Annotated in this window: 4 protein-coding genes; 2 read left to right on the top strand and 2 right to left on the bottom strand. The window is 71.7% G+C overall.

The features are described 5' to 3' along the window. Positions 1-58 precede the first annotated feature (58 nt). Together RCP37_RS21065 and RCP37_RS21060 are read right to left on the bottom strand one after the other, a co-directional pair. Entirely contained in the window at positions 59-823 is a 765-nt protein-coding gene (locus tag RCP37_RS21065) for a decaprenylphospho-beta-D-erythro-pentofuranosid-2-ulose 2-reductase (RefSeq protein WP_308484863.1), read from the bottom strand. After that, positions 824-2,206: a decaprenylphosphoryl-beta-D-ribose oxidase gene (locus tag RCP37_RS21060; protein ID WP_308484862.1), complete on the bottom strand. Its 1,383-nt coding sequence runs from the start codon at positions 2,204-2,206 to the stop codon at positions 824-826. 77 nt (positions 2,207-2,283) lie between these two features. Here RCP37_RS21060 and RCP37_RS21055 point away from each other — a divergent pair, with 77 nt between their 5' ends. Next, positions 2,284-2,832 carry a hypothetical protein gene (locus tag RCP37_RS21055; RefSeq protein WP_308484861.1) on the top strand — a complete coding sequence of 183 codons (549 nt, stop codon included), beginning with the start codon at positions 2,284-2,286 and terminating at the stop codon, positions 2,830-2,832. 736 nt (positions 2,833-3,568) lie between these two features. Beyond that, complete coding sequence (locus tag RCP37_RS21050; RefSeq protein ID WP_308484860.1) at positions 3,569-19,027, top strand: beta strand repeat-containing protein; 15,459 nt, start codon at positions 3,569-3,571, stop codon at positions 19,025-19,027. Positions 19,028-19,308: the final 281 nt, after the last annotated feature.

The following is a 19,308-nucleotide window of genomic DNA, read 5'->3' as shown; positions in this document are numbered from 1 at the left end:
CACCGCAGCCTTCCCCCGCGTGACGTGTGTGACGCACGAGACCGGCGCGGCTCATCGGTTAGATCGGCAACCGGCGGAAGATCGCCCGTGGAACGTGCCGAAGCACCATCATGACGTAGCGGAACGCCCCTGGCGCCCAGACGATCTCCTTGCCCTTGGCGGCTGCGGCCACCGCCAGTTCGGCGACGTCTTCCTTGTCGACGGTCAACGGCGCCTCTTTGACGTGCGCGGAGAATCGGGTGCGCACCTGGCCGGGCCGGATCACCAGCACCCGTACCCCGTCTTCGCGAAGCGCCTCGCCCAGGCCGAGATAGAAGCCGTCGAGCCCGGCCTTGGTGGAGCCGTAGACGAAGTTGGTCCGGCGCACTCGCTCACCGGCCACCGAGCTCATCGCGATGATCTGCCCGAAGCCCTGAGTGCCCATCTTGCCGGCGAGCAGCACACCCACCGATACCGCTGCGGTGTAGTTGATCTGCGCGACCTGAACCGCCTTGGCCTGGTTGTGCCAGAGCTCCTCGGCGTCGGCGTCCATGCCGAATGCCACGATCGCCACATCTATATCGCCGGCGCCGAAAGCGGAGTCGATCATCGCCGGGTGGCTCGCGGTGTCCAGCGCGTCGAAGTCGACGATCCGCACCGACTTCGCGCCGGCCGCCTCCATCGCCGCCACGGCGCCGTCCCGGCCGGGATCACCGGGCAGGCAGGCCAAGATCACGCTCGCCGAGGCATTGCGCAGGTAGCGCGCACAGATCGCCAGGCCGATCTCGGACGTGCCGCCCAGCAGCAGAATCGACTGGGGGTTTCCGGTTGCGTCGAACACCATCTACAGAAGCTCCAAACGTCGGGCCATATCGGAGGCGAAGATCCCGTCGGGGTCCGCCTTGCGGCGCACCGCGATCCATTCGTCGATCCGCGGGTACATGGCGTGGAAATTCTCCGCTGTGGTGCGAGAGTCCTTGGCGGTGTAGAGCCGGCCGCCGAACTCCAGCACGCGGCGGTCCAGCTCGTTGAGCAGCTCGTTGACGCCGGGTTTCATCGGGAAGTCCAGGCACACGTTCCAGCCGGGCATCGGGAAGCTCAGCGGCGCTTCGTTTCCCGGTCCGAACAGCTTGAACACGTTGAGCGCCGAATAGTGCCCGCTGGCCTGGATGTCGATGATGATGCTCTTGAACTCCTCGACGGCCTCGGTGGGCACCAGGAACTGGTATTGGGCGAAGCCGGCCGGCCCGTAGCCGCGGTTCCACTCACCAAGTAGGTCCAGCGGGTGATAGAACTGCGTCAGATTCTGCACCTTGCCGCGATAGTGGCCGCCGCGACGGTAGTACAGCTCACCGATGGCGCTCAGGCTCACCTTGTTCATCAACCCGTTGGGGAAGATGTCGGGCACCGTCATCAACTGCGGCGCGTCGAACTTCAGCGAATTGCGGGCCAGCTTCTTCGGCAGCTCGTCGCGCAAGGCCAGCCGTCCGCGGGTGATGGTGGCGCGGCCCAGTTTCGGCGGCGGGCTGATCGCGTCGAACCATGCACTGGAATAGGTGTAGTCGGCTTCGCTGCCGTCGCTGTGGAAGGCGATGGTCTCGTCGAGAGTGGTGGTGTTGTCGCCGTCGTTGATGAAGTACGCCGTCTCGGTCGGCGTCATGGCAATCGTGGCGCGCAGGATGATCCCGGTCAGGCCGTTGCCGCCGACCGTGGCCCAGAACAATGCAGCCTCGTCACCGTCTCGAGTCAGGTGCCGCACCGAACCGTCTGCGGTCAGCAACTCCATCGACACCACGTGGTTGCCGAAGCTGCCCGCACTGTGGTGGTTCTTGCCGTGGATGTCGCAGGCGATCGCTCCACCGATGGTGACCTGGCGAGTCCCGGGCAGCACCGGCACCCACAACCCGAAGGGCAATGCCGCCTTCATCAACTGATCCAGGCTCACCCCGCCGTCGACATCGACGACACCGCGGTCCGAGGAGATCGAGTGGATCCGGTTCAGCGCGGTCATGTCGACCACCAGGCCGCCGCCGTTCTGGGCGTTGTCGCCGTAAGACCGGCCCAGGCCCCGCGCGATCACGCCCCGGTTTCCGGAGTCGGCCGCCCGCGCCACCGCCTTGGCGATGACCTCGACGTCGGGGGTCGACAACACCTGCGCCACGCTCGGCGCGGTGCGGCCCCAACCGGTGAGGCGGCGTGGTGTGGTCTGCAGCTCGGTGCTCAACATCGCACATGAGGGTACCGGCAACGCGCCGGATCCTGGTTGCGCGTGACTAATGCGAGCTGTCCCGCTACGATCGCGCAATGCCTGAGACTCCTGCGAGTGAATCTTCGTCTGCCAAGCCCAAGAGCGCGGGTTTTCCGCAATCTTCCACCAGTGCATCGGCGTTGTCGGTGCCCACGATCGCCGCGTTGGCGCTGGCCGTGATCGGCATCGTTTTGGCCATTCTCGGTTGGTTCCACCCGTCGACTAGCCAGAAGTTCTCCGACGACCAGCGCGCCGACGCCAAGGGCAAGATCTGCGAGGCGCAGGCCGTCGTGCGTCAGGGCACGCAGTTCAACACCAACCTGCAGAACCCGGTCCCGGGCGACCTGGCCGGTGACCTGGCGGTGGGCACCAACGCGCGACTTTCGCTGTTCGCCGGCGGCGCCTTCCTGCACCAGAACCTTGAGGCCAACCCGGCCACCCCGGCCGACCTGTCGAAGGCCGTTGGCGACATGGCTGACACCCTCGAGGCGCTGAGCATCAACTACCTGGCCGGGCACTCGCCCGAGGACGCCGTCCAGCAGCCGCTGCGCGACCAGCTGCGCGGGCAGATCGACGTCCTGGACAACCTCTGCCAGCAGCAGTAATTCCGTAGCTATCCGGTTCAGCACCGGTTGCGCCACTGGCGCAGCCGGTGCTGATTCGTTTGTGGGGTTGACGGCTGCGGCCGGCCGGACATCTTTCCTTGAGTGGTCACGTGCGCCAGGGGCGGCTCGTAGCCGCATCGCTGAAGGTATGTGAGCAGGATCAGGTCCGTTGGCGGTCAGTGCCTTTCACGTGCGACGCCACCGCGGCCTTGGCCACCGGGTCCCTATCGTTTTGTCCGACGTCAATTCGGCTGTGTCCGTCCATGTCCGAGCGTAGTTACTCTGAAACGTGAACTTATTCGCGACAGGGCCGTTGTGTCAGAAGACATTCCAGGTGTTACTCAACGTCGGGCTTGCCGCATTGTGCGGCAAGCCCCGCCGCGACCGAGGGCAGGCTGCCGTGGCCGGAAGTCGGCCCGCCGCCGCTACGGCGCGGCCGGCTCCGCTGTGCTTACCCAGCAAACGTTTTTACACGGGCTATGCATTTGCTGAGCGTTAAAGAATAGTCGTTAACCTGGCGGATGGCTGTGAACTCCCGATTCGCACCTCGCATAATAAGTCCACTTATGCAGTCCTGCTAACCAGAATTACAGGTCGCAAGCCCCTGGCGAGCTCGCCAGTCTGTTCAGGCGGAAAAGGGTTGACTGTACAAGAATCGCTGTTAACGTAACGGTTCATCACGATTACTGAGCTGCCATTGTGCGCCAGCTAAGTTCGGCTAAAGGGGATACGGGTCATGGCTAGTCATCGTCAAGGGGGATCTAAGGCTCGTCGCAGCCGGGTATTCGGCGCCGGAACCGCGGTGAGCGCGTTCCTGACGTTCGGCATGGCACCGCTGGCGGCCACGCCCACCGCTCACGCCGATATCGAAGACGTGTGGGTGGATCTGTTCGGTCCTGACCTGGGGACGGCCGTTGCGGATCTGAGCGCCGACTGGGGCGACCAGGCCGCCTGGGCGGTGGTCTTCGATCCGGGGAGTTGGACGCCGTTCTTCGACGGCTTGGGTGAGCCGGCCATGTGGGATGCAATCCTGGCTGATCTGAATCTGGCCGGCATCGGTGCGGCCTCGCTGGATCTGCCCGGCTCTGCCGATGCGTCCTTTAATTGGGGGGACATCAACTGGCTGATGCCGTTTGGTGATGGTGCGGACGGCACGGCCGCTAACCCCGACGGTGGCGCCGGCGGCTGGATCTACGGCAGTGGCGGCGCGGGCTGGGACGCCGACGGCACCGGCGCCAGCGACGACGGTGGCAACGGTGGCCAGGGCGGCCTCTTCGGCGGCGACGGTGGTGCCGGCGGTGATGGCATTGACGGTGGTGACGGTGGTGACGGTGGCGCCGCGGGTCTGTTCGCCTGGTTCAGCCACGGAGGTGACGGTGGTGCCGGCGGCGACGCGACCACGGTCGGTGGCGTCGGTGGAACCGGTGGCATCGGTGGTGATGCTGCGCTGTGGGGTCTGTTCAGCACGGCGGGCGTCGGCGGCCAGGGCGGTGACGGGGTTGCCGGTGCGGCCGGGTTGGCCGGCAGCTTCGCCAACGGTGGCGATGGCAACGGAGGTAACGGCGGCAAGGGTGGTGCCGGCGGTAACGGCGGCGCTGGTGGCCGGGGTTCGTACTGGTTCGGCGCCGGCGGTAAGGGCGGCGCGGCCGGTGACGGCGGTAAGGGCGGTGCCGGCGGTGCGGGTGCCGAGGGAGCCGATGGCACCAGTCTCGACGTCGACGGCACCGGTGGTGGCAATGGTGGAGTAGGCGGCAATGGTGGTGCCGCGGGTACGGCCGGTGCCGGTGGCGCCGGCGGCTGGTTCATACCCAATGCTGCCGCGGGCGCGGCCGGCTCCCAGGGTGCCGGCGGTGTGGGTGGCAACGGTGGTAGCGGTGGTGAGGGTCTCGACGGCGCTGACGGCGCGGACGGGACTGCGACGCATGTGGACGGTGGCGCGGGTGAGGCCGGCGGCACTGGTGGCAACGCCGGGCATGGCGGTCTCGGTGGTCAGGGCGCTGGTGGTCAGGCCGGCAGCGGCACGGCGGGCACGGCCGGTAAGGGCGGCAGCGGTGGTACCGGTGGTGCGGGTTATGACGCGGCCTCGGATGGCACCGCTGCGGCGGGTACGGCTGGTGGCAATGGTGGTGCCGGTGGTGATGCGGGTCTGGGTGGTCTGCGCGTTGATGGCACGCATGCGGCGGCGGGCACCGCCGGTGCCGGTGGCGCTGGGGGCGACGGCAAGGACGGTGCGGCCGGTGCCGCGGGCAGCGCGCTGGATCCTGATGGCAAGGCCGGTACGAATGGTGGCGCCGGTGGTAACGGCGGGCAGGGTGGCTTGCAGGCCGACGGCACCACGCGTGCGGTGGACGGCGTCGGTGGCGATGGTGGCGCCGGCGGCAAGGGCGGCGTCGGCTATGACGCCCTGGGTGCCGGTGCCGGCCCGGGTATTTCAGGCGGCAATGGTGGTGCCGGCGGCGACGGCGGTGTCGGCGGCACCGGTTCGACGGCGGGGGCTCACGGCGCCGGCGGCGTCGGCGGCAAGGGCGGCTCGGGCACCGATGGCGCCAATGGCGGGGCCGGAACCGCCGGAGACGCCACCAACCCCGATGGTGGCGCGGGCGGCAACGGAGGCAACGGCGGTAACGCCGGTGCCGGCGGCGCCGGTGGTGACTCCGGCAATGGCAACCATGCCGCGACCGGTCTCAGCGGGTCGGCCGGTAAGGGCGGCAGCGGTGGTGTCGGCGGTGCCGGCTATGACGCCGCCGCCGACGTGGCCGCGGCGGCGGGCACCGCGGGCGGCAATGGTGGCGTCGGCGGTAACGCCGGCGTCGGCGGTTTGGAGGCCAACGGTTCTCGCGCGGCCGCAGGCGCTGCCGGTGTCGGCGGCAACGGTGGTGACGGCAAGGACGGCGGTAACGGCACCGATGGTAGCCAGGCCAACCCGAACGGCACTGCAGGTCAGGCCGGTGGCGCAGGTGGCAACGGCGGCCAGGGCGGCCTGAAAGCCGACAACACCCGGGCCGCTGATGGCGACGGCGGCAACGGTGGTGCCGGCGGCAAGGGCGGCGCCGGCTACGAGGGCTTGGATGGCGCTGGGTTCGGTGCGGCCGGGGAGAACGGCGGCAATGGTGGCGCCGGTGGCGCCGGTGGTGTCGGCGGAACCGGCACCAACGCAGGAGCGCACGGCGCCGGTGGCGTCGGCGGGGACGGCGGCTCGGGTGGTGACGGCGCCACGGGCGCGGCCGGTCTTGCCGGCACGGCAACCCACGTGGACGGTACGGCGGGTCAGACCGGCGGGGCCGGTGGCAACGCCGGCAAGGGCGGCGCCGGCGGCGACAACGGCGATGGCACCAACGCCGGCAGCGGCAACGACGGTTCGGCCGGTGTCGGCGGCAAGGGTGGTGCCGGTGGCACAGGCTTCGCCGGCATCGATGGCACCACCGGACATGTGGACGGCACCAATGGCGGCGCTGGTGGCGCCGGTGGTGACGGTGGCCAGGGCGGTCTGGAAACCGACGGGACACATGCCGCCCAGGGCGATGGCGGCAACGGTGGCGCCGGCGGTAAGGGCGGGACGGGCCTCGCGGGCGTCATCGGAGCCACGCCGGGTGGCAGCGGCACCAACGGTGGGGCCGGGGGTAACGGTGGTGCCGGTGGCGCCGGTGGGCAGGGCACCAACGACGGCACGGCCGGCGCGGGTGGCGTCGGTGGCAACGGCGGCAACGGTGGCGCAGGTGCCGCGGGTTCGGCCGGTACCGATGGCACGGCCAGCAACGTGAACGGCACCGCCGGCGGTAATGGTGGTGCCGGTGGTAACGCCGGCAAGGCCGGGACCGGTGGCGCCAACGGCGACGGTGTTGGCAAGGCCCTCGATGGAACCGCTGGTACCGCGGGTGTGGGTGGTGCCGGCGGTCAGGGTGGTAAGGGCTTCGACGGTGCCAACTCCAGCACCGCGGGCGTTGCCGGTGGCAATGGTGGTTCCGGTGGCGCCGGCGGCAACGGGGGCCTGGGCGGCTTGCAGGTCGATGGCACCACGCACGCCACTGCTGGTGTCGGCGGCAATGGTGGTGCTGGTGGCAAGGGTGGTGCCGGGTATGACGCGGTCCTTGCGGGCGCAGCGGCCGGCACTTCGGGCACCAATGGTGGTGTTGGTGGTGACGGTGGCGCCGGCGGAAGTGGTGCCAACCCGGGTGCGCATGGCGCCGGTGGTGTGGGTGGCAAGGGCGGTAGCGGCACCGATGGCGCCAATGGCGGCACCGGCAGCACCGGCACCGCGCAGGATCGCACCGGTGGTGCGGGTGGCAATGGTGGCAATGGTGGTAACGCCGGTGCCGGCGGCGCCGGTGGTGACTCCGGTGGCGGCAACCACGCTGCGAGCGGTGGCAATGGTTCGGCCGGTAAGGGCGGCAATGGTGGTGCCGGTGGCGGCGGTTATGACGCGGCCTCCGATGGGGCGGCGGCTGCGGGCACTTCCGGTGGCAATGGCGGGGTCGGTGGCAACGCCGGGCATGGCGGCCAGCAGGTCGGGGGCGGACACGCTGCCGATGGCACGGCCGGTGTCGGTGGCAATGGTGGCGGCGGCAAGGCCGGTGCCAATGGTGCTGACAGCCACACTGCAGGTGTGGCCGGCGGTATCGGTCAGGCCGGTGGCGCAGGCGGTAACGGCGGCGCCGGTGGTTTGCAGGCTGACGGCAGCACGCATGCGGCGCAGGGCAACGGTGGTGCCGGTGGTGCTGGTGGTAAGGGTGGTGCCGGGTATGACGCGGTGGGCGAGGGTGCGGCCGCGGGTGTTTCGGGCACAAATGGTGGTGCCGGTGGCGATGGTGGCGCCGGGGGTACGGGTGCCAACCCGGGTGCGCATGGCGCTGGTGGTGTGGGTGGCAAGGGCGGTAGCGGCACCGATGGCGCCAATGGCGGCACCGGCAGCACCGGCACTGCCGAGGATCGCACCGGTGGTGCGGGTGGCAATGGTGGCAATGGTGGTAACGCCGGTGCCGGCGGCGCCGGTGGTGACTCCGGTGGCGGCAACCACGCCGCGAGCGGTGGCAATGGTTCGGCCGGTAAGGGCGGCAATGGTGGTGCCGGTGGCGGCGGTTATGACGCGGCCTCCGATGGGTCGGCGGCTGCGGGCACTTCCGGTGGCAATGGCGGTGTCGGTGGTAACGCCGGGCATGGCGGCCAGCAGGTCGGGGGCGGACACGCCACTGACGGCACTGCGGGGGTTGGCGGTAGCGGTGGCGACGGAAAGACCGGTGCCGCGGGCAATGCGGGCACCCAAGCCGACCCCGACGGCACGGCCGGCGGCAAGGGCGGTGCCGGTGGCAACGGTGGCGCGGGCGGCCTGGAAGCCGACAACACCACTCACGCCGCGCAGGGCAACGGCGGTAACGGCGGCGCCGGCGGTAAGGGTGGCGCCGGGTACGTCGGTGCCAGCGGTGCCAATGCCGGTGATTCGGGTGAAAGCGGTGGTAACGGCGGGGCCGGCGGCGACGGCGGGGCCGGTGGAACGGGCTTCGTCGGTGGAACCGGCGGTGCGGGCGGCAACGCAGGTGACGGTGGTAGCGGCGGTAACGGGGCCACCGGCGCCCAAGGCACGTTCGCCAATGGCGGCAGCGGCAACGGCGGCTCTGGCGGCTCCGGCGGTAGTGGCGGCAATGGCGGCAACGGCGGCAAGGGCGGCGTCGGGGGTACCTCGACCGGCGGCGGCTTGAACGGTGCCACCGGTGCCGGTGGTGACGCCGGTGATGGCGGCGATGCGGGTACGGCCGGTGATGGTGGCCGAGGTGCTGATGGCGATGCCACCCACGTCGACGCCGGCAATGGTGGCCAGGGCGGCGAGGTCGGCACCGCCGGCCAGGCGGGCACCGCGGGAACGGGTTCCACGAGCGGTGGGACCGGGACGGATGGCACCGAGATCACCGGTATCGCCGGCAGCGGGGGCAATGGCGGTGACGGCTTCAACGGCGTGAACGCCGGTGACCGTGGCGGTAGCGGCGGTGCCGGTGGCGATGGTGGCAGCCGCGGCAGCGGCGGCAATGGTGGCTCCGGTGGTGACGGTGTGATCGGCGCTGACGGAACCAGCTACGGCAACGTCAACGCGGGTGCTCCGGTAACTGACGCGGGTCATGCCGGCGGTGCGGGCCAGGCGGGTGGCGCGGGCGGTAATGGAGGTGCCGGTGGCGCCAGCGGCTCTTTGGCCGGTAACGCCGGTAGTGGCGGCAAGGGTGGTGCCGGTGCCGACGGTGGTGACGGTGGCAACGGTGGCCAAGGCGCTGATCACGCCCTGGGCCTGCACCCGACGCTGGACAAGAACGGCGGCGCGGGCGGGATCGGTGGAGACGGTGGTGCCGGCGGCAATGGCGGTGCCGCGGGGGCTCTGAACAACGGCATCGGCAACACGGGTGTCCAGGGTGATGCCGGTGAGGCCGGTAGTGGTGGCGACGGCGGCAACGGTGGCATCGGCGGTACCGGTGGCGACGCCGGCGGTGCGGACGGTGTCGGCGGCAACGCTGGTGGCGGCGGTAACGGCGGTAACGGCGGCGCCGGTGGCTCTGGCCTGATTGCCACCGACGGCGGTAACGCCGGAAACGGTGGGACCGGTGGCCACGGCGGCCACGGCGGTTCGGGCAACTACGCCGGCGGTCTCGACGGCTTGGCGGCGGGTGCGGCCGGTGCCGGCGGAAACGGTGGGACCGGTGGTGAGGCCGGTGTCGGCACGAACGCCACCAACGGTGGTGCCGGCGGGTCCGGTGGTACCGGTGGTGAGGGCGGCACCGGTGGTGTCGGTAAGTGGGGTTCGGGCGGTAATGGTGGTGCCGGCACTGATGGTGGCGACGGCGGCAACGCGGGCGCCGGGGGCGCCGGACACAACGGCGGCTCCGACGGCACTGACGGCACTGGTGGTGATGGTGGCTTAGGTGGCCGGGGCGGCCAGGGCGCGGTCAACGGCCTGCGTGATGTGGACGGCAACGGCCTGGCGGGCGGCAAGGGTGGTCAGGCCGGTGACGGTGGTGCCGGTGGTCAGGGCATCGCTGGCATCGGCGGCGGCAACGGTGGCCGGGGCGGTCAGGGCGGTCAGGGCGGTGGCGGTGCTTCCGGTGCTAACGCCGCGGCTGGCAGTGGCCTGGACGGTGGTAACGGTGGTGCCGGCGGCGACGGTGGCGGCGCCGGTCAGGGTGGCGCGGGCACTGACGGCGGCCAGACCGGCAACCTGGGCACCGGTGGTTGGGCCGGCAACGGCGGCCAGGGCGGCAACGGCGGTACAGCCGCCGCGGGCAGCGGTAAGGACGGCGGTAGCGGCGGTCGAGGCGGCGACGGTGGTAACGCCGGTGCCGGCACCAACGACTACGCCACGCCGGATGACTACCACCCCGGTCAGGCCGGTAACGGCGGCGGGGGTGGTAACGGCGCGACTGGCACTTCTGGGGTCAACCCGGGTGACAGCGGCACGGCCGGGGGTGACGCCGGCGCCGGCGGTAAGGGCGGCGATGGTGTCATCGGCGGCAACGGCGGCAACGCCGGCGCTGCGGGCACGGGCGGCAACGGTGTGGCCGGGACCAGCGCCACGGCCGGCAGCGGCGGCAGCGGCACCAATGGTGGTAACGCCGGGGCCGGTGGTAACGGCGCCAATGGCGGCGACGGCGGCAGTGGCAGCACCACCAACGGCAACGGCGGCAACGGCAGCAGCGGTGGCAATGCCGGTACGGCCGGTAAGGGCGGCGACGGTGCCGGTGGCGGCGGTGGGAACACCGCAGGCAGTGGTGGTCGCGGCGGCGACGGCGCCGACGGCGGCACGGCCGGTTCCGGCGGCCTCGCCGGTACGGGCGCGGGCACTGCCGGCACCGCCGGTGGTAACGGCGCTGCGGGCACGTCCAGCGGCGGCGCCAATGGCGGTATCGGTGGTGACGGTCAGGGCTTTGCCGCTGATGGTGTGACCGGCCAGAACGGTGGCGCCGGTGGTGCCGGTGGTGACGCGGGCCTCGACCAGGCCGGCGGCGTCGGTGGCCGCGGTGGCAATGGTGCGACGGGTAACGCGGGCGCGGTGGCCGGGGCGGGCCAGGCCGGAAACACCGGTGGCAATGGTGGTAACGGTGGCGTCGGTGGTGCCGGTGGCACGGGCCGTGGGACCGGTAATGGTGGCGCCGGTGGTGTCGGCGGTAGTGGTGGCGATGGTGGTGCTGGTAGCGCCGGTAACTCCGGTCCCAACGGTGCCGGCCAGGTGGGCGGCAATGGTGGCGACGGCGGCACCTCCGGTGGTGGCGGTCGCGGCGGCGACGCCCTGGGCTCCGGTGACGGAGGCAAGGGCGGCAACTCCGGTAACGGTGGTAACGGCGGTAACGCTGGTGCGGGCTCGAGTGCCACCAATGCCAGTGGTGACGGCGGCAATGGTGGTACCGGCGGGTCCGGCGGAGATGCACTGTTCGGCGCCGGACCGAACTCGGGTTCGGCCGGTGACGGCGGTAAGGCGTGGGGAACCGGCACTGGCGGCGCCGGCGGTAACGGTGGCAACGCCGGGCACAGCGGCAACGGTGGTGATGGCGGTGACGCCACGGGTGCGGGTAACGCCGGCAATGGCGGCGACGCCGGCGGGACGGCACATCTGGGTGGCGGTGTCGGTGGCCGCGGTGGTGACTCGGTGGCCGGTGACGGTGGCGCCGGTGGCAACGGCGGCAATGGTGGTGACACCGGTTCGGTGGCTGGCAACGGTGGCGATGCACTGGGCACCGGCAACGGCGGCAACGGCGGCTGGGGCGGTCTGGGCGGTTGGGGCGGCACCGGTGGTGTCGGCGGTAACGCTCTGGGGGCCACCGGCACTGGTGGCGCCGGCGGTAACGGCGGTAACGGCGGTAACGCGCTGGCTACCGGCGGCACCGGCGGCGACGCCACGCTCGTCGGCAACGGCGGCAATGGTGGTGACGGCGGCTGGGGCGGCGTGGGCCGCGAGGGTGCGGCCGGCGGCAATGCCGCCGGATCGGGCAACGGTGGCCAGGGCGGCAAGGGTGGTGACGGCGGGGTCAACACCGATGGCGGCCACGGCGGTAACGGTGGCGATGGCACTGCGACGCTGAACGCCGGTAATGGTGGCGCCGGCGGCGATGGGGCCGGTGGTGTGCTGACGTTCGTTCCGCCGTATCAGTTCGGTCAGGGCGGCAACGGTGGCGCCGGCGGCAGCTCGGTGTCGGGTACTGCCGGCAGCAGCGGCAATGGCGGACAGGGTTCCAGCGGTAGCCGCGGTGGCGACGGTGGCAACGGCGGCACAGGCTTCACCGCCACGGCGGGCAGTGGGCAGTCCGGCACCGATGGTGGCGACGCCGGCGCCGGTGGCGCCGGTGGTGGCGGCGCGGTGGGTGGCTCCAGCACCGACGGCACCAACGGCAACGGCGGTAACGGCGGCAATGGCGGCAACGCCGGCGCCGCGGGCAACGGCGGTGGCGGCGCCGGCGGCGGTAGCAACGCGACGGCCGGTGCCGGCGGCAACGGCGGCAACGGTGCCAGCGGTGGCGCGGTGGGGGCCGGCGGCGCGGCCGGCTCGGGCACGGGCACGGGCGGCATCAACGGTTCAGATGGCACCGCGGGCACGACCAGCGACGGAGGCACCGGCGGTCAGGGCGGTAAAGGGCAGGGCATTGCCGCCGGCTCGTATGGCGGCTACGCCGGCGTGGCCGGTGTTCAGGCCGGTGGCACCGGCGGTCACGGTGGCACCGGGGGGCTCGGCGTAGGCGGTGCTGCGAACGGGGCCGGCGGAGCCGGTGGCGCGGGTGGCGCGGGCGCCAGCATCCTTCAGGGCGCGGGCGTCGGAAGCTCCGCGACAGCCGGCAACGGTGGCGCCGGTGGCGCGGGTGCCGCGGGCACCGGTAGCGGACCGGGCTACGGCGGCGGTGGTGGCGGTGGCGGTGGCGGCGCGGCCGTCGTCGCCACCAACGGTGGTGCCGCCAGCGGCATCGCTGTTGGCAAAGACGGTGGTGCCGGCGGCAATGGCTCTGACACCGCCACCGGTGGTAACGGCGGCGTGGGTGGTCAGGGACTCATATCCGCTGACGGCGTGGGTGCCGTTGCCGTCGGTCAGGCCACCGGCGGCACCGGCGCAGCCGCTAGCGGCAGCGGCACCGGGGGTAACGGTGGCGGCGGCTACGTCGTGACCTCCATCGGAGGCGGCATCGCCAGCGGGACGGGCCAAGGTGGCAACGGCGGTGTCGGCATTGACGGCGGTGTCGGTGGCAACGGCGGCATCGGCAGGATTACCGCCGCAGAGGATGGCAGCGCCACCGGCACCGCCATCGCCGGCAACGGCGGCACTGCCACCGGCGTCGGCAGCATCGGTGGCGGTGGCGGCGGCGGCCAGGTCGGAGCGGGCATTGCGCCGACAGCTCCGACCGGCGGCACTGCGACCGGTACCGCTCACGGTGGTGACGGCGGCAACGCCAGTGACGGCGGCATTGCCGGTAAGGGCGGTTATGGGTCGGTGCGAGCCGCCGGAACCGGGGCTACCGTCAACGGCAACATGACCGGCGGTGATGGTGGCGACGCTGACGGTGCCGGTGTCACTGGCGGTCTCGGTGGTACTGCCAACATGGCCGGCTTCAACGGGGGCGTCAGCGGCCAAGGCACCGCGGGCAACGGCGGTGACGGCCTCGGCGGCAACGGCGGTGACGGCGGTCGTGCGTGGATTCAGGTGACTGATTACGCGGGTCCGACAGGCAGTCACATCACGAATGGCACCGCGATCGGCGGCGACGGTGGTGACGGCGGCTTGAACGGCACCAACGGTGCGGTCGGCGGCAACGGAGGCGTCGGCGCTTGGGGCAATGTCCAGGTTTCCGGCGGGGTCACCTCCACTAACGCGGTCGGTACCGGCGGCGACGGCGGCAACGGTGGTAACGGCGGCGACGGTGCCGGCAGCGACGGCGGTAACGGCGGCAACGGCATTGGCGGTGGCCTCGGCCAGACCGGCAGCAGCACCGGCGGCAACGGCGGTAACGGCGGCCACGGCGGCACCAACGGCGGCGCCGGCGGTAACGGCGGCAGCGGCGGCTACGGCACTTCCTCGGTCGGAAGCGGCCTTGCTATCGGCGGTAACGGTGGTGACGGCGGTGCGGGCGGCAACGGCTTCGACGGCGGCGCGGGTGGCAGCGGCGGCAGCGGCACCGTCACGACCGCCAACGGCGGGACCATTTCCGCCGACAGCACCGCGACCGGCGGTAACGGCGGTAATGGCGGGGCCGGCAGCGCCACGGCCAACGGCGGCCACGGCGGCAGCGGCGGCAGCGGCACGATGACCGCCGACGGTGGCAGCATCACCGACGGTCACGTCACCGGGGGTGACGCCACCAACGGCGGACCCAACGGCGTCAACGGTGCCAACGGTGCGAATAACTCGCTGACGGTCACTGGCGGCAGCGTTACTGACCTCACGGTCAGCAGCGGTCTGGACTCGGCGAACTTCGCCGGTGGCGCCGCCACGGCGACAGTCGGCAGCGGCGGCAGCATCACCCACAGCTCGGTGACCGGTGGCGACGCCAGCGAGACCGCTGCCGGCGGTGCGGCAACCATGATCGCAACCGGCACGAACAGCAGCGTCTCGAACAGCCATGCGATCGGTGGCGACGCCGGGGCCGGCGACGGCAACGGCGGTGTCGGCGGCACCGGTGGGCAAGCCGTTGTCGGCGCCACCAACGGCGGCAGCGTCGACGGCGCCACCGCCCAGGGCGGTGGCGGTGGTGGAGGCAATGACGGCGGCCACGGAGGCGTCGGCGGAACCGGCACTGTCACCGCCGACGGTGTGGGCAGCGCCGCAACCGGCACCGCGACCGGCGGTGACGGCGGCGTGGGCAACGGCGGTACCGGCGGCGACGGGAACACCGGCTACATCTCCGCCACCGACGGCGGCAAGGTCATCGTCGACGCTGGCAACCCGGCCGGCACTACCGCTACGGGTGGCGCCGGTGGCGACGGCAACAACGGTGGCAGCGGCGGCAAGGGTGGCCTCGGTGGCGTCGAAGCACATCAGGACGGCACGTCGTACGGTCAGGCCACCGGTGGCAAGGGTGGCACCGGGACCGATTCCACCAGCCAGGGTGGCAAGGGCGGCAACGGTGGTATCGATGCCGGCGAGGCGCACAGCGGTCTGGGCGGGCCCGGCGGTACGGCACACGGCACGGCGATCGGTGGCGACGGCGGCAATGCCACGGGTGGCGGCAAAGGCGGCAACGGCAGTTACGGCAGCATCAACGCCGGTGGTGCCGGTGCGGAGGCCAGTGGCACCGGCCACGGCGGTAACGGCGGTGACGGCCTCAATGGCGGCGCCGGTGGTAACGGCCAGAACGGCCAGGTGGCGGCGTTGGGCGATGGGACTTACGCCAGCGGGACCGGGCAGGCCGGTAACGGTGGTGACGGTGACGGTTCGGGCAGCAAGGGCGGCGACGGCGGTCTGGGGTGGGTCCGTGCACTGGGTCAGGACAGCACCATCACCAATGGCAGCTCCACCGGTGGCAATGGTGGCACCGGTGGAGCCGGCAAGGCCGGCGGTGCGGGCGGTCAGGCATACGTGCAGACCAACGCCACGGGCGACACGATCACCAACGGCACCGCGGTCGGCGGCAAGGGCGGTGACAGCGCCCATGGGGTCGACGGCGGCCAGGGTGGCCGGGCGCAGGTCTTTGCCGGCGACCCGAACACGGTGACTTCCGGCGGCGACACCATCACCAACAGCAGTGCCACCGGCGGAGACGGCGGAGCCGGCCACAACGGCGGAATCGCGCTGCTGCAGGCGACCAATGGCGCCAGCATCTCCGGTAGCCAGGCCACCGGACAGGACAGCAACGCCACCGCCAACGGCGGGTCGGCCACGATCACGGCCGACGGCGCGGGCAGCAAGGTGGCGACCAGCTCCGCCGATGGCGGCAAGGCTGGCGTAGGTGGCGCCAACGGCGGTATCGGTGGTGACGCCGGTGGTGCTGTGGTCACGGCACTCGCAGGAGGTCAAGTCACCGGCGGCCACGCAGTCGGCGGCGACGGCGGTGCGGGCAGCACTGCGGGCAACGGTGGTACCGGCGGCATCGGCGGCGCGGGCCGGGTGACGGCCGCCGGTAGCGGCAGCACGGCGAGCGGCGACGCCACCGGCGGTAACGGCGGTAACGGCGACGGCGCCGGCAGCGTTGGCGGCAAGGGTGCTGATTCCGACGTCACAGCCGCACTGGGCGGCAGCGTCACCGCGGCCACCGCGACGGGCGGCTCCGGCGGCAACGCATTCGCGGGCGGCAAGGGCGGCGTCGGTGGTTACTCCGCGGTGACCGCCGGTGTGGAAGGTGGCACCGGTGGTAGTGCCTCGGGTGATGGCTCCGGCGGCACCGGTGGCAATGCAACCGGCGTCGGCAGTACCGGCGGCAACGGCGGCAGCGGCAGTATTCAGGGCGGCTTTGTCCGGACGGGCATTGGCGGCAACGACGGTTCGGCCAGCGGAATTGGCAAGGGCGGTAACGGTGGTGAGGCCACCGGCGCAGGCACGGGCGGCAACGGCGGCATCGGCAGTGTGGTCGCGGGCGGCACTGGCGCCGTAGCCAGCGGCAGCGGCCTTGGCGGCGACGGCGGCGCCGGTTTGGCGGGCGGCCAGGGTGGCAATGGCAGCAGCGGTCAGGTGGGCGCGTTCGCCGCCGGGGCACAGGCCAGCGGTATCGGGCACAGCGGCAATGGCGGCAGCGGCACCGGTGCCGGCAGTGTCGGCGGCAACGGCACCATCGGCAACGTCCAAGCCTTCGGCGTGAACAGTCAGGCCTCCGGTACCGCGATCGGAGGTGACGGCGGTGCGGCGACCAACGGTGGCCACGCCGGATTCGGTGGTCAGGGCAGGATCGTGGCGAACGGCACTGGCAGTATCGCCACCGACAGCGCAGCCACCGGTGGTGCCGGCGGCGACAGGAACGTGGTCGGCCCTACTGGTGCGCTGGGTGGTCAGGCGTATGTCTTCGCCGGAACCTACGGGGACCCCGGCAGCGGCGGCAACATCTCCGGTGCCACCGCTGTCGGCGGCGACTCGGCAGGCACCGTCGCCGGTGGCCATGGGCAGTTCCAGGCGACCAACGGGACCATCACCAACAGTTCTGCCATCGGCGCCGACGCGGGGGCCACAGGTGTGGGTGGGCAAGCCGACGTGAACGCCACCAACGGGGGAGCGGTCTCCGACAGCCACGCGATAGGCGGTCAGAACAGCGCCACCGCGGTCGGTGGCAATGCCACGATCACCGCCGACGGCAGCGGTACCACCGTCAGCAACACCACGGTCCAAGCCGGTGACGCCGGCGTCGGGACCGGTGGCAGCGTCGGCGGCGCCGGTGGTGTGGCGACCCTGAACGTGACCGGTGGCGGCAGCTTCGCCAACGGGCAGGTGTCCGGCGGTAACGGTGGTGACGGTGGAGCGGCCGGTACCAACGGCGGTATCGGCGGCAAGGGTGGCACCGGGATCGGTGCGACGCTGAACGTAGGCGCGGGCACCGACTACAACGGCCTCAGCATCAACGGCGGTAACGGCGGCGACGGCGGCACCGGTGGCGATGGCGCCAACGGCGGCGCGGGCGGCAACGGCGGGACGGCCAGCATCAGCGGCGGGAGCACCACCAGTGGCACCGTCACCGGCGGTGACGGCGGCAAGGGCGGCAACGGTGGCACCGGATTCGCCGGCGGCAAGGGTGGAAACGGTGGCGCGGCCAGCCTGTCCACCAGCACCGGTGGCACCATCTCGTCGGACAGCACCGCGACCGGCGGCACCGGTGGCGACGGCGGCGCCGGCTCGGCGACCGGGGCCGGCGGCGATGGTGGTGGCGGCGGCACGGCGAGCATGTCCGCGCTCAATGGCGGTGCGATCAACAACGGTCACGTCGAGGGTGGCGACGGCCTCAATGGCGGGCCCAACGGTGTTAACGGTGCCAATGGTGCCAATAACTCGCTGGTCGTCGATGGTGCTGGCAGCAGCATCACCGACACCACCATCACCAGTGGTCAGAACACTGCCAATTTCGCGGGCGGTGCGGCGACGGCATCCGTCAGCGGTGGCGGCGTCATCACCGGCAGCACGGTCACCGGTGGCGATGCCAGTGACACCGCTGCCGGCGGTGCCGCGAGCCTGACGGCCACCGGTACGGGCAGCCTCATCTCCGGCAGCAACGCGACGGGCGGTAACGGTGGGGACACCGACGGCTCTGTCGGTGCCACGGGTGGTGATGGCGGCGCGGCCGGCATCGCGGCGACCGGCGGAGCGCAGATCACTGACACCACCGTCAAGGGCGGCGAGGGTGGTTACGGCCAGAACGGCGGCTCGGGTGGCGACGGCGGTGTCGGTGTGGCCGGGGCGACCGGGGTCGGCAGCAGCATCACCGGGGAGGCGTACGGCGGCGCTGGCGGGCTTGGCAACGCCGGGATCGGCGGTGACGGAGGAAAGGGCGAGCTGCTCGTCGACGTCGCTGGCGGCTCGGTTGGCGGGGGCGGCAATTCCGCTATCGCGATCGGCGGTGATGGCGGCGCCGGGATCAACGGCGGTCACGGCGGAACCGGCTCCTGGGGTGAACTGGAGTCCAACGGCCCCGGCGGCAACTCCTACGGTCTCTCCACCGGGGGTTCCGGCGGTGAGGCCACCGGCAACGGCAGTGTCGGCGGTAACGGGGGAAGCTCCGACATCCAGAGTTCTAAGACCACCTACTTCTTCGGCAACCCGACCGCCGGTGGCTATGGCGGGACGGTCAGCGGCACGTCGACGGGCGGTGACGGTGGCGCTGCCTACAACGGCGGACACGGCGGTAATGGCGGCAAGGCCAGCATCGCGGCAGGTGGGACCGCCGCAGTCGCCAGCGGCACGGCCAACGGCGGTGACGGCGGTGTCGGCAACGCAGGCCAGGGCGGTAATGCCGGATCTGGTCGGGTCAACGCCCTGGGCGAGAACAGCAGTGCTACCGGCAGCGCTGGCACCGGCGGCGACGGCGGCGCCGGTGTCAGCGGCGGCACGGGCGGCGCCGGGGCTGATGGCAACGTCGCGGCGGGGCTCGACAGCAGTGGCACGTCGTCCGACCATCCGTCGGCCGACAATGCCACGGCCACGGGCGGCAACGGTGGTACCGGTACCGGTGCTACCGGCGGCAACGGTTCCGAGGGCGATGTTTATGCGGTCAACGCCCAGAACCAGGACGGACAGACCGCCACCGGCGCCAACGGCGCGAACAACCCGTAACCCGACCCGCCGAACCATCGCGGCCGGGTCTCTCGACCGGCCGCGATGGTCGTCTCCGATGCCCGATGCCCGATGCCCGATGCCCGATGCCCGATGCCCGATGCCCGATGCCCGATGCCCGATGCCCGATGCCCGATGCCCGATGCCCGTCGCCTGATCGGACCCTCCGGCGGGTGATGACGCTGCATGCGCACGGGCGGCTGATGGCGCGGATACCTGTCTCTCGAATCGCTACCGAGAATCTGACGCCGATACCACGTGCGGGAAGAACTGGCGTTCAG

Origin of the sequence: Mycolicibacter sp. MU0102 (assembly GCF_963378105.1) — a bacterium.
Classification (GTDB): domain Bacteria; phylum Actinomycetota; class Actinomycetes; order Mycobacteriales; family Mycobacteriaceae; genus Mycobacterium; species Mycobacterium holstebronense.
The sequence above is the reverse complement of the archived record's forward strand: the minus strand, read 5'-3'. Positions and strand labels throughout refer to the sequence as shown.

What these genes read in the sequence shown, in the direction of transcription:
- RCP37_RS21065 (WP_308484863.1), bottom strand. Translation starts at nt 823, where the DNA reads ATGGTGTTCGACGCAACCGGAAACCCCCAGTCGATTCTGCTGCTGGGC.
- RCP37_RS21060 (WP_308484862.1), bottom strand. Translation starts at nt 2,206, where the DNA reads ATGTTGAGCACCGAGCTGCAGACCACACCACGCCGCCTCACCGGTTGG.
- RCP37_RS21055 (WP_308484861.1), top strand. Translation starts at nt 2,284, where the DNA reads ATGCCTGAGACTCCTGCGAGTGAATCTTCGTCTGCCAAGCCCAAGAGC.
- RCP37_RS21050 (WP_308484860.1), top strand. Translation starts at nt 3,569, where the DNA reads ATGGCTAGTCATCGTCAAGGGGGATCTAAGGCTCGTCGCAGCCGGGTA.